Genomic DNA, 13,153 nt, shown 5'->3' on the forward strand with positions numbered 1-13,153 from the left:
TCTCAGTAATAAATCTCTGTCTGTTCGTTTCCGAATGCGGTGGCGCGATTCCGGGTCGGCGTACCGGATGGAGTACCTACCGGGATCTGCGCACATCCAGCACGCGGGCAACCGCCACCAGCCGACTTCACAACCACCGTGCACGACGGGACCGTCGGCCGCGTGCCAGCGCAATGGCTCCTACACACGTGCGAGGACAGCCACAGGCTCGTGCACGGGGCCGGACGCCGGTTCCGCAGCGAACGACCATCACAGCTGTTACCACCCGAAAGGCTTGTCTGACATGACTATCGATTCGATCAGCACCCGCAGACCGGATCTGTCCGCGGCCACCCTCGACGCACCTGCGGCCGACATCGACCTGATGCCGATGAGTGATCGGCTCGAGTTCCTGCGCTGCCTCAGCGACATTCATGGCGCTGCGCTCGGCGGCGCCGACTCCTGGCGCAGGCTCGAGGGGGTGGTCCAATTCTTCGGTAACGCCGGTCTCGGGGAACCTGGCAGCTGGCTCTCGCGTGTCAACGCGACAGTTCTTGAGGCCGTGGAGCGGGGAATCGCCATTGCAATCGACCCGGGAGCCGACGACTTCGGCAATCCGGGTGCGCGGGCATGGGCCGACTATCTGGCATTGGTCGCCGTAACACCGGAACCGAATGCGGTCGCGCGAGCGTGGAGTTGGGCGCGGCGGGTGTCTGTCGACCAGGGGAAGCGGTGGGCACAGGGACACGGCGTCGAGCCGACTCCGGTGGAGACGCGGTTCCTACTGATCGCTGATCTCGGCAACTTTGCCGTGGCCAACCGCGCGGCGGTCGACATCGCGGTCACCTACGCCGGACTGCTCGGCCCCAGCCTGGCCGACATCGACCACCGCGGGATCGATCGGCTCTTCGACCTGGGCGACGCGGAGGCGACGCGGCGCGGATGCGAAATCGCCTACGCCGCCGCAATCATCGACCCGCGAGCAACCTGCGACCGGCAAGAGCATCGGCTGCTGCCGGTGTTGGGGGCGATGCTCGACATGCTCGCGGGACACCACTCATGAGCCAGGACACGAACCCCACGCGCAACCTGCCCGTTCCGGCGGACAGGTACGGGCGGGACTCGCCCCAACCGCAGGACCCCCGGGCGGTGACCGGTAGATGCGTCAAATTCGGTAGAAAGCGACCAACCGACCAGACGGCAACATGCAAAACCATTGAGAAAAGCCATGTTTCGCTCCCGTCGCATCGACCGGACCGAAACGAAATGGCGAGAACCCACCACGGGATGGGTGCGTCAGAGTGACTTCGAATGCTGACCGTGACCGAGTGGCGACGCAATTGTTCCTGCGGCGAGGCCAATTCCGGTCGCAGGAGCCGACCTTTGCGGCAGTGCGAGTCGATGCGATCGATAGCGACGTGGGGTCGGCCTTGCGGACGATCAACTACTTGGCTGGCACGGCAGAGCTTCTTAGAGGTCGGATGGGTGCTCTCAGTGCCGCGGCCGAGCAACTCCTCGCCGACGTCGATTGGGGCCGTGACCGCATCGAACGCGACGCTGTGGCGGACAACATTCCACCGGAATGGATCAACTACGCACGAGGCCTGGGTGAGCGTGGTGTGCGTATGCGCCCCGATCACATGTTGCCGACTCCGTGGGTCGATCACCGGGCGCGGCTGGTGCGCAGTATCGGTGCCGACATCGAGCGGTTGACGACCATGGCCTCGGCATGTGCTGTTCGGGCCTACCGCAGCGGTGCAGCCGGTGCTCTAGACGAGGCAGCGATCCCAGATCAGTTGGAGCACAACATGAGAGCCATCTGGGCCTGCGCGGCCCGCACCGCCGAAGCGATCGGTGCGGACAGCGACGAGTGCCGCCAGTTGTGGCATGTACCGCAAGATCGATGGCGCAGCGACATCGGCCTGCACCTGAATACCGAACCGGCCGAGTTCAACCGGCGGTGGTCGGTCTACACCGACCCTGACGTCGCCGCTCACGTCGGTGCATTTGTTGAGAACCTCTCGCTGTACGCCGAACTCGCGTCCCGGCCAGGTTCGCCGGCTGACAGCCATACCGGCATGCGGCCACCGATGCCGTCGGTGTGGTTGACCGCTGCTGTCCGTGCGCTGAAAGCCGCTCTCGATACCAGCTCAGCCGACGCCCACACGGGCGATGACCTCGTCCTCGACGCCGTCGAGAACACCGAACCCGAATGGGAACCGCAACCCGACACCGCCATGGAACAGGACGGGTCCTTTCCGCCCAGCACCAACGATCACGGGCCGGACCCGTAGGCGCAGGAGGACACGAATGTTTGCGCCGCACTCCACGCCTCTCACAGACCCGAAGCCGATGGCTCCGGAGTCCCCGGACGGCCCCTCCAGCGTCGGTGACGGCCCGAAATACCAAGTGCTGCAGCAATTACGGAAGGAAACGTGTGATGGCTGACCATGAAGTACACGCCCCACCCTCTCAGCTCGCCGGGTGGAAAGCGCGGATGCTGAACCGAATTGCGGACCTCGCAGCTCGCCACACACTTGTCCTGCACGAGGGTTATCCGCTCTACCGGCACAGTGACGGCCGCGGGGCAGTGGCGATCGAGGCCTGGCGCTCCCGGCTGCGTGATCTCGACACAATCCGCGGCGAACTCGAAATCCGTGCCGAGTTGGTCGGCGTGCATACCGAGTTGATCGACGCGGCACGAGATGCCGGGGAACGGGGGGAGCACTGGAGCGACCGTGTGAGCTCCCCGCCCACTGTGCGAGATGACAATCCGGGTCGCGCACCACTGCTCGATGCGATCGCAGAGGATATGTGGACTCTCGAGCACATGGCCGCAGTCGTTGTCGCGCGTCAATACCGCGACAACAAGGGGGCGGGTTTCACCCTCGACCCCCAGACGCGGCAGCAGTACGAGCGCAACATGATCGCGGTCTGGGAACGTATCAACACCACCGCCGCGGCGGCCGAGCTGACTGAAGCCGAGCAAGCAGAGATCTGGCACCGCGACCAGGATGGCTGGCTTCGGGTGTTCTCGCGCACCGTGTACGGCTACGGCGATCGCGCCCTCGAGGAGCGCTGGCACGCATACGCCTGGCCGGGGATCGAGTGGGACGCCCATCGTGCGAGCACCAACCTCCCGGCCGACCGAGTCCAGCTCATCGAGTCCAGCGTGCAGGCCCCTTGGCCGGGCGTGCTCATCGACCGAGCCGCCCACGCCATGGCGGTCGATATAGCCAACAAGGCGCGATTCGATCCATCCATCTCCGGGAAGAAAGCCCTCAACTACCCGACCGCGACCCGCGCGAACTCGCTCGACGGCACCGATGCGGCGAGTTGGGGAAGCGAGCCCGTCGGCGAATCACTCACACGCCCACCGGGATTCGACACCTCAGCCGAGCCCGAATGACGAGGCCGACACGCGATGACGATTGCAATCACCCACCGATCAGCCGCCGTCCTTCCTGCCCGGGACTCGCCGCGGCCCTGCGCTTGGACCAAGCGACTACCGGGCTTCCGACGGCCTGCATCCAGGTATCAACAAACCCCGATGCCCGGCGAAGCACGCGACCCATGACGCGCTGCGCCTTAAAACCGCTGAGACAAAACATGATTTGCCCGCCGAATCACGTCCAGGGGTGGACGCAATGGAGAGAACCGTTGGTGAACATCTATGGATTTCTCCGCGAAGACCGTGACCGCGACCGCGGTGGGGCTGCCGGTCGCGCTGCTTCTGTTGCTGCTGCTGGTGATCGTCGGCGCCGACCCAGCGCTGTCGTGTGCGACGCCGCTACCGGTGGGCAGCGCGGGCGGCGTGAGCGGACCGACCGGGCACAGTGTGACCGGGCTGAGCGAGCGCCAGCTGCAACTGGCCCGCAACGGGGTCGCGATCGGCCTCCAGCGCGGGATGGGCGAATCGGTGATCATCGCCGAACTGGCCGCGCAGGCGACCGAATCGACCTTCAGGAACTTGGCCAACCCCGCCGTGCCGGAATCACTGCGTTACGCCAACGATGGGCTCGGGTTCGACCACGATTCGGTTGGCCCGCACCAGATCCGGTTCAGCATCCACGGATCGGTCGGTATCGCTCGGTTGATGGACCCGGTATATCAGATCAATTGGTTCTACGATCGCGCCGCCGAGCTCGGCACCGCAGCGCAGCACATGTCTGCGGCCGAGATCGCACAAGCAATCGAAGTTTCGGCGCCGAATGCTTATGGGGCACAGCTGGATCTTGCACGGCGGCTGTACGCGATGTTCTCTGGCATCGATGCGCGGTCGATGCCACGCACCGACCCTGCAGCCGCGGCGAGCGGATGCGGGCCAACGGGGTCCGGGACGCCGGTGCCGGCTACGGCGAGCGCGTTCGGGCGGGCGGTGATCGAACACGCCGCCCGATGGATGGGCACGCCGTATGTGTGGGGCGGCGGGGACAGCGGTGGCCCGACCGGTGGTGGGTTCGATTGCAGCGGTTTGACGCTGTATGCGATCTACCAGGCATCCGGCGGCCAGATCCGGCTCCCGCACTACACCCAAGCCCAACAAGACCACCCCACCGCGCAACAAGTTCCGTTCGACCAGAAAGCCCCTGGCGACCTGATCTTCTTCACCGCCGCAGGCGATGCCGACTCCCACCATGTCGGGATCTACTACGGCCGCGACGAACAGGGGCGCGACCTGCTGCTGCACGCCCCGCAAACCGGGCAAACGGTCACCCTCACACCGCTGTCGGCATGGCAGGGCGAGCGCATGGACATCCGCCGCTACCAACCGCCGACAGCCAGTCCAGCCGACCGACCATGAACGCGCTGAACCGTATTCGCCTCCGCGATCATGCGTTCTCGCCATGCCGGCCGGGAGAACTCGAACCATCAGCGCCTATACGACCGGCTCACTCTGCTGCCGCACACCGAAAGGGCCTTTCCCATGACAACGATCGAGACCACAACTCGACTCGACCACACCACAACGATAGCGCCGCGCCGGACACGAGCTGGCGAGCCACTCGCTTCGCTGACAGCGACGGTTTTCGGTGATGGCGACTACATGGATCAGGTGCGGATCCGCGATGTGGTCGCGGCACTGGGTGATGTTCCAGGCAGCGGGGAGACTCAGTCCGAGGAAGCTCTGTACAGCTACCCCCTGCTCGAACGCGCCATCGCCGCGTTGGGCGGATCGGCACGCGCGATAGCCGCCGATGACGGCGCGTCGTATGCGCTGTTCGACTGGGCGGCGGCGCTGGCGCCACGGCTACTGGTGGTGCTGGCGGGCCATCTCAAACTCAGCATCGCCGCGATCGAAAAACTCGGCGACGGTTCACCATTCCAACAGCAATGCCTGCGCGACCTGGATACCGGAGCAGCGGCGGGAGTCGGACTGGTCACTGAGCTCGAGCACGGTAGCGACGCGATCCACCTGGAAACCACGGCTACCTGGCTGCCCGAGCAGCGCTCCTTCCGCCTCGATACTCCTACCGCCGGGGCGGTGAAGTTCATGCCCAACCTCGCCACTGCGGTTCCCCGCTGCGTTGTCGTGTCCGCACGCTTGATCGTCGACCGGGCCGATGAAGGAGTGTGGCCGTTTCTGATGCGGCTGCGCACCGCCGAGGGGCTGGTCGAAGGGGTGGATGTGAAGCCGTTGCCCGACAACGGGTTCGGCTTGTGGATGGACAACGCCATGACCCGATTCCATGGCGCGCTGATCCCGGAATCGGCGCTGCTGGGCGGGGACGTCGCCGGTTTCGATGCGTCGGGCCGGTTTCGCTGCGAGCTGACAGTGCGGCAACGCTTCGCGCGCACGACGAGCCCGTTGCATTCGGCACGGTTGTGCATGGCCGGTGCGGCGGTGTCAGCGGCGCGCGCCGGACTGGAGCTGGCGGTTGGCTATGCCAGCCACCGTCTGGTCGGTCCCGATGGCTCCTCGATGATTTCTCACGACCATGTGGCCGGGCAGCTGACGCATGCGATGTCGGATATGTGGGCGATGACGTGCCTGGTGAACGCCGTACGCGCACACTGTGCGCGCGGCGACGTCGACAGCGGCGAGGTGGCGCTGTGGGCGATGCTCACCAAACCGGTCGCCTCCTACACCTCCTGGGCAGTAATCGAGATGTGCCGGCAACGGCTGGCAGCTCAGGGCATTCTGCGTGCGAACTATCTCACCGACTACGTCGCGCTCTGCGAAGGGATCCTGACCGCCGAAGGCGAAACCTGGGCGATGCTCGGCGCGGCCGGACGCGCTCTGCGCCGATCAGAAGTGCCTCACCTGAGCGGCATCGACGAGCGACCGCGGCAGTGGTGGTACCGGCTGCTTGTTGAACGCGAGCGAAGCTTGGCGCAAGACGCCGGCTCGCAGCGTCACCCTGACAGTGCGGCAATAGAACTCGCCACGGCCGTCGCGGTCCGTACCGCCGTGGACGCCATGTGTACCGCGGCTGCGGACATGAATGACCCTGCCGCACAACGCAGTCTGTATGACCTGATGGCGCTCTACGGATTGCGGCACGTCAGCGAGCACGCGAACTGGTATATCGCCCACGGGTTGCTGGGCCGGGCCCGCGCTGCCAGGCTCCACCGCAATCTGTGCTCTCGTGCGGCGGCGGTGGAACACCGGCTGCCGATCCTCGCGCGTGCGTTCGCCGTACCCGAGGACCTTCCCGCACCGATCGCCGGGGACACCACCGCGCGATGGATCGCCTTCGCCGGATGGGATCTGCCGATCCGGCCCCGACCACTACCGAAGCCTTCGGCGGTGCGTGATGACTGATCGTTGCGCTCCTCAGCTCGCCGACTCTCGTCGCGCCGGTCCTCACATAGACACAGACGGCACCTGCCGTCGGCGTGAGCAAGCACGAGCGCAGGCCGGGGGTTGTCCCTGCCAGCTTCGCAAACGGGGATGACGCCATGGCGCGTTCAGGATCGAAGCGAGGCGCGAGCGCAGTCCCCACCGAGGCACAGCAGCGCATGCTCAAGCAACTGCAGAACGTGACTGCCGACCTCGAACGTATGACTAACTCGGCTGGCTGGGACCGGCAGATCATGCGCGATCTGCTCGCCGGTGCCCGAGTGCTCGAAGAGCAGGCACGCGAGATCGGCATCCCCGAGCGATGGATTGCCCACGTCCGTGCGCAAGGCAACGCGGGCACGCGTTGGAGCGCCTGGCAGCAGTTGCCCGCGGGCCGCGCCGAAGCGCGCGAACAGCAGCTGGCGCGTCTGCACGCTCAAGTGGACCAGCTTTTCGAGATGACTGCCGTCGCGACGATCTACCGCGACAACCTCGGTTGGATCGCGCCGCTGCCCGCCGAGCGTTTCGACGAGTTCCAGCGGCTGCAGTGGCTGCGGGTCACGATGGTCGCGCGAGCACTCAACGTCACCAGCGCCGAGGTCGGCACGCGGTGGTCCAACAATGCCCAGCGGTGGACTGCGCTGCTGGAAGCAACCCGGTCGGCCGGACCATCGGAGCTGTTCAAACGATGGAAGTCCTACACGACAGCGGTCGCGGTAGCCCACGCACGAACGCGGTACCACGCGTTGCGGATGGCTGGACTGGACCCTGCCGGAGCACCCACCCCACCGCACCCGCACGAGCTTAATGAGGCCGCCGAAACCGCCTGGCGCACAACGAACTCTGCCAACAATGTGCGCGGTGCGGAGCCGCCGACAACGGCCGGTAGTGATCGGGGCGCGCGGATCGCAGAAGCGATCGAAGCGGCGGCCCCTGAGCACACCGGCGCGGACGTGCCCGATACCGACAGCGCAACGCTAGCGCCGACGCCACAGATCACCCAATCGCAACCGGAGATCGAACCGTGAGCAACGTGCATCAAAAGCATGGCGCGACAACAGGTTTCGCCATCGCAGGGCGTCTGGCGGAACGAGCAACGGCCGACACCCAATCCCGTCGACACCGGAGGTCGAGATGAATACGCGTTGGTCGCCGGCCGCAGACGCCACGGTCAGTCCAGAAATGGTCGTTCGTGTGCGTGCTAGCGAACTGCACACCTATACCCGCACCAGTCAGTTCGACCGCGTCGCGGCCCAGCACCGCTTCAGCGACGCGGCCAGTTTCGACCGCTACGTACTCGCGTTGCTCGAGATGGGAATCGACTACGACGCGCTGCGCCAGGCCGAGGCCACGTGGGCCGCCGAGCAAGCCGGCGGCAAGCTGGCGATGCTGGCAGCGAAAGGGCCACGGCTTCGCCTGTTCTGCGCGGCGACCATGACCAGCTTCACCATCTGCCGCAGCGACGGCCACCTAGTCTGGCACGACATCTTCCGGCACCCGGCGTCCATCGGCACTCCCGCCATCGCCGCGGAAGCCGCGGCACGGCAAGCGATCTGGCTTGCCTGGCGGGCTCGTTCCCACACTGAAGCACCGGCGGCGAGGCTGCGGCTGGTCATGGCACACAGCTACGAGATCACCACCCGCAGACTTCACCACGCCGCCCAGACCGCGGGACTGCTCGTGGAGGTGTCGACGACCGGTCGGCACAATCCCGCCGCCCAACAGCGAGCCCGACGCGACGCCGTCGACTGGGCCGCCACGGATCTGGCCACTCTGTTCGACACCGACGAAGAGTCAGCATGAACAAGCCGATCACCGTACTCGTCGCGAGCCTCGCTGTTGGCGCGGGGCTGAGCGGATGCACCCAAGCTCCTGCCGTACAGCCGCACACTATATCGCAGTGCCGCACAGCGGATCTCGAACCCGGGACCGGCGAGATCGACGTCTGCTCCGCGGAGGCGGTCCTGCTCGCGGCGGTCGAGGCGATCTTCGAGTACCGGCCCATCGAACAACCCGATCAGCGAGCCGCGTTCCGCGCGGCCCGGGAACTGATCGAACCGGGTTTCGCTGAGCAGGCAGAACCGTCGGCGCTGGTATGGGCACCGATCAGCGCCGCGCAATGGCAGCACTGGCGCCGCGACGGCATCGAGATCACCACCCTGGTGCGCCTCACCCGCGATGACCACCCACCCGACACCCCCACCATGGCCGCCCGGGTACTGGGGGTGGACATCCGGCCCGCCGACCAACCACCGATCGGGATCGCCGTCTATGTCCGTGCGGCCCGCACCACGACGGCAGCGGCGTGGTTGCTGACCGGATTGGAGGCGATCGCATGAGCGAGGACCCGGTAGAGGCAGGCGGAAAGGCAGTCCGAGAAGGCTTTGTGCAGTCGATGCAGACAGCGGCGATGGTGGCGGGGTTGTTTCAGCGGCGCGCCGGGGATGCACGGTCGCGGACCGAATTCCTCCAGCGGATGCGCATCGGCGAGAACAAGGAGGCACGCTCCGCCTTCGAACATTGGCTGCGGGTGCAGGAAAAGCTCATCACCGTGCCACAGCAGATCGAACTCACCGACGCCAGGATCGCGGAAGTCAAACAACGTACGGCGAACGCTGGTGAATTGCACAAAGAACAGCTGCGCGGTACGACGGCTCGGATCAACCGTGCCGACAAGGATCTGGAGCGCCGCGACAAAGCAGGCAAGCTCGAACGGAAACACAAGAAGGCCCTCCACAAGCTCGACAAAGAATACAAAGAGCTGCAGATCGAGGTCCGCCGCCGCGCAGCAGGATTGACCGACACCCTCACCGATCACGGCGGCAAGGACGGCGCGGGCGGGGTGTCGGCGGCCGCGCACGCCGCAGCCCGTGCCGGCAAGGGGCTTTCCGAGGAGAATGCCGAGGCCGCGGACGCGTTCGATCGGCGTTTTTCCGAGGACACCGGTGTCGATCCTGATGACTTCATCGACGCCACGGTCGTGCCCGACTCGGAGGTCCCGGTCGAGGACGTGATCGATGCCGAGGTCGTCGAGGGTTTCGACCAGGCCACCATGACGGGGCAGGGGAGCGTGGCGTCGAGGGTGTTTGTCGCCGACGTCACCGGGCTGACCGAAGCGTTGACGGTGCTCACCCACCTCGAGCACGAGTTCCCCCGCACCGGCGGCGATCCCGCCCAACCGGTTGCCGACGGGATCGGGTTCGAGGCAGCCGTCGCCGAGGCAGATCCGGTGCACGCGGGCGTGTCGGTGGATGCGGATGCGGGACTGGACTTTGGTTTCGACCCGCCCTCGCCGTCGTCGGCCGCACCGGTACCGGAGTTCGGGCCATGAACCAGGCACCCACTCCAGCGGGGTCGCATGACGGCGGAGGGCGCTGACATGCACACCCCGACCCGTCTACAAACGTTGCTGCTCAACGGTATTCAAAACCTGGCCCACGACAACTGGATCAGGGTCAGCAAATCCGTTGCCGCAGGCCATGACACACCTCCACTGGAGGTGGCCGAGCAGATCACGATGAACAAGCGCACCTTGGCACAGCTCGAAGAGCTGGCTTCGCTGGTGGGCTGCCCGCATTCCTGGCTTCACTACGCCCGCACAGCAGGCGACCGTGGCCAACCCTCGAACCCGCAACGATCGTTCTACAGCCCCGAAGAAGTCCCACGGCCCACGCTGATCACGGCATTAGCTCAGCAGATACACGACTTACAGGACAGCGCAGGCGTTCTCGCCGCACACACCCTGCGCCACCACGATCTCGACCGCGACGAGCGCACAAGATTCCAGGCGGTGATGGGGGTGGTGTGGCAGCGCCTGGGCGCGGTGTCCCACGAGCTCGGTGTGACCGATCGAGAACGAGACCAGATGTGGTCACGACACGGCAGCCGACACTGGGCCAACATTGTCGCCCACGAGTTGAACGGCCATGGCGATGAGCAGCTGAGCGCCCGATTTCACGCCATCGCGAACGCTGACTTCTCAGAGGCAGCGACACCGCTGGTGGTGATGCTGCAATCCGGTATCACGGTGCACGACATCGCCACGCAGATGCCGCATTCCGCGGAACGAATGGTCGAGCTCGTCGACGTCGCACTCGATGCCACGCCCCGCGACGGCCTCTCGGTCAACGACGCGGTCGCCGCCACCACGCTGCGCCAACACCCCGCCACCGAGCATGTCCGTGACGAATCCGCCTGGGGCGAGGCAGAACTCGACGCTGCGCCGCGCGTTCGGGACTACGGGGCCGAGCCATGACCGGCTTTGGACGGCTCCCTCACACACGTTGTTGTCACCCTATTTTGCCGATCGGAGCATGACCGATGACTCGACCGATATTAGCGTCGCAGGACCTGCCCAGCTGGAAGCTGCGGCTGCTTGAGAAGATCCAGAACACCGCCGCCGACCATGCCAAAGCCCTGAGACACGCGTTCCCGGACTACGACCCGCCCGACGGCGCCGCCAACATCAAGGTCCAGACCTGGCGCACGCATCTGATGGTGCTCCGCTCCGACCTGCGCGAGATCGAACTGCACGCTACGGGAGTGGGCGTGCCGAGCGCCGCGATCGCGGCGGCCCGAGAGGCCGGGGAATGGGGTCAGCGGTGGGGCGACAGCATGCACTCACCACCGGCAATGCGCCACGGCGAAGAACCCGTGCGCGCGCACATGGTCGGCGGCATCGCGCAGGACGTGTGGCAGCTCGAGCACATGGCCGTGATCCGGGTCGAACACCAGATCCGCAACCACGACCACCGATTCCCCTACGACGCGGCCGCCACCTCGCAATTCGACCGCAACATGGCGGCGCTGTGGCAACGAGCGGCCGCCGTCGCCCAGGTCGTGGAGTTGAGTCGCATGGAAGCCCAGGAGATTTGGGGTCGCGATCACCACGGCTGGAGGCATCTGAGCGCGGTCACTGTGCACACCTATGACGACGCCGAACTCTACGAGCGCTGGCGCACCTACACCTGGCGCGGCCTCGAACACAGTGCCCGCCGCGACACCGATAACCTCGCCCTGTCCTCGGGCACCGATCTATCCGGCCTCGGTCCCCCGCGACCGGCGGTCCTCATTGACAACGCCACCGATGCCTTGTCCACGCAGTCGGCAGGTCAACGCGCCGACAGCGGGGTCGAGGCCGCCCTGGCCAACCCGCCGGAGACGACCTGGACCGCCGAGCCTAGTGCCGATCGTGACGCGATCAGCCGCGACCCCGGTCATGGCGCCAGCCACGAGCTGTGAGCGGCGGCGGTCATGACCAACCCCTTGCCACCCTCGCCCCCGGAGCGGGTGAGCGACTGGCGCGACCAGCTGCTGCGCAGTATCCAGCAGCTGGCCGCGGAGGAAACCCGCGTCCGGAGGGCCGGATACCAGACCAGCCAGGACCCGAGCGAGGATCGAGATCGCCAGGCAACCTTCATCGCAAAGTTCGAGGACTTGCAACGCCGACGTGCCCATTTCGAACAGCGGGCGTTGAGTGCCGGTATCCCCGCGCAGGTGATCGATGATGTCCGCGAGTTCGGACACACCGGTAGGCGACCCGTGCCCCGGCGCGGCGCGGGTCCACGAGCTCCGGGCCGGGGGGACTCCATCGAGGCTATGTGCCACGACATGCTCGAGGTCGAACTGTGGGACCTCGAACGCATGGTCAGTCTGGAAGCCCTGCGACGGGATCGCATCAAGACCGGCCGCTGGAATTTCGGGAACAACCCGCTGGCGGTCTGGAAATTCGCGGAGAACACCCACCGCCAGTTCCAGCGGGTCAATGCCTTGGCGGCGGGAGCGCGGATCACCGCTACTGAGGCCGCCACGCTGTGGAGCGCCACGGCCGAGGGCCTTCGCCGGCTTCATACGGTCACCATCGAACGGCTCGACGAGCTGAGCGTGGTTGCCGAATGGAGCCGGTACGCGATAGCGAGCCCGAAACCCGCACGCCCACCGTATGTTTCCGATGATCTCGATGTCGCCAAGACCCTCGCGGACGCTGGGGTCAGCCTGCCGACCCCGCAGCAAATGCTCGACGTCGCCGCGACAGCGCTGCGCGCGGAATTCGTCGAGGCCACCGCACACCACGACCTCGGCCCCAGTGCGGCAGCGACCGAGGCCGTGAACCTCGCACTGCCTGATGGCCCGTCGGGTTGGGGCGTCGAAGGTGACGACGGCCCATCCCTGCCCGAGGTTTCCCACCCGGACCCGGGTGTGGACATCTGACCCGCCGAAGAACGGAGCCGCTGACGAACCCGACCGAATAACACCTGCACCGCCTGCGTTTTTCGTCGGCGGCTGGTCACAGGGTACTGACCTGCACGCCGAACCCGATTGCCGGGGACATCTGAACACCGCTGCCACCTCGCGTTGACAACACAGTGGCACGCACCCTCCACAGGAGGT

General features: G+C 66.2%; 12 protein-coding genes. All 12 read left to right on the plus strand.

The genetic code is table 11. From position 1 onward, the window contains the following. Nucleotides 1–283: 283 nt before the first annotated feature. The 12 genes from KV110_RS16965 (at nt 284) to KV110_RS17020 (ending at nt 12,973) form a co-directional block, all read left to right on the plus strand. On the plus strand, nt 284–1,042 hold the full coding sequence (locus KV110_RS16965) for a hypothetical protein (RefSeq protein WP_218477195.1): 759 nt from the start codon (nt 284–286) through the stop codon (nt 1,040–1,042). Nucleotides 1,043–1,307: 265 nt separating this feature from the next. Further along, a complete protein-coding gene (locus KV110_RS16970; RefSeq protein ID WP_218477197.1) occupies nt 1,308–2,273 on the plus strand; it encodes a hypothetical protein in 966 nt (321 codons plus the stop codon). Nucleotides 2,274–2,419: 146 nt separating this feature from the next. After that, nucleotides 2,420–3,388 (plus strand): hypothetical protein, encoded by a 969-nt coding sequence (locus tag KV110_RS16975; protein WP_218477198.1) that lies wholly within the window; start codon nt 2,420–2,422, stop codon nt 3,386–3,388. A gap of 264 nt (nt 3,389–3,652) precedes the next feature. Further along, on the plus strand, nt 3,653–4,783 hold the full coding sequence (locus KV110_RS16980) for a C40 family peptidase (protein WP_246634597.1): 1,131 nt from the start codon (nt 3,653–3,655) through the stop codon (nt 4,781–4,783). 123 nt (nt 4,784–4,906) lie between these two features. Continuing rightward, complete coding sequence (locus KV110_RS16985; protein ID WP_218477200.1) at nt 4,907–6,745, plus strand: acyl-CoA dehydrogenase family protein; 1,839 nt, start codon at nt 4,907–4,909, stop codon at nt 6,743–6,745. A gap of 239 nt (nt 6,746–6,984) precedes the next feature. Then, nucleotides 6,985–7,791, plus strand: coding sequence for a hypothetical protein (locus tag KV110_RS16990; protein ID WP_218477201.1), 807 nt, complete (start codon nt 6,985–6,987; stop codon nt 7,789–7,791). Nucleotides 7,792–7,957: 166 nt separating this feature from the next. After that, complete coding sequence (locus KV110_RS16995; RefSeq protein WP_218477203.1) at nt 7,958–8,566, plus strand: hypothetical protein; 609 nt, start codon at nt 7,958–7,960, stop codon at nt 8,564–8,566. Then, nucleotides 8,563–9,102, plus strand: a complete 540-nt coding sequence (locus KV110_RS17000; protein ID WP_218477204.1) for a hypothetical protein — start codon at nt 8,563–8,565, stop codon at nt 9,100–9,102. Before KV110_RS16995 ends, KV110_RS17000 begins: the two co-directional genes overlap by 4 nt. Next, entirely contained in the window at nt 9,099–10,094 is a 996-nt protein-coding gene (locus tag KV110_RS17005) for a hypothetical protein (RefSeq protein WP_218477206.1), read from the plus strand. Before KV110_RS17000 ends, KV110_RS17005 begins: the two co-directional genes overlap by 4 nt. A 48-nt stretch (nt 10,095–10,142) precedes the next feature. After that, entirely contained in the window at nt 10,143–11,018 is an 876-nt protein-coding gene (locus KV110_RS17010) for a hypothetical protein (protein ID WP_218477208.1), read from the plus strand. 65 nt (nt 11,019–11,083) lie between these two features. After that, nucleotides 11,084–12,004, plus strand: coding sequence for a hypothetical protein (locus KV110_RS17015; protein WP_218477210.1), 921 nt, complete (start codon nt 11,084–11,086; stop codon nt 12,002–12,004). 12 nt (nt 12,005–12,016) lie between these two features. Further along, nucleotides 12,017–12,973, plus strand: a complete 957-nt coding sequence (locus tag KV110_RS17020) for a hypothetical protein (RefSeq protein WP_218477212.1) — start codon at nt 12,017–12,019, stop codon at nt 12,971–12,973. Nucleotides 12,974–13,153 lie beyond the last annotated feature (180 nt).

It is taken from the genome of Nocardia iowensis, from assembly GCF_019222765.1.
GTDB lineage: Bacteria > Actinomycetota > Actinomycetes > Mycobacteriales > Mycobacteriaceae > Nocardia > Nocardia iowensis.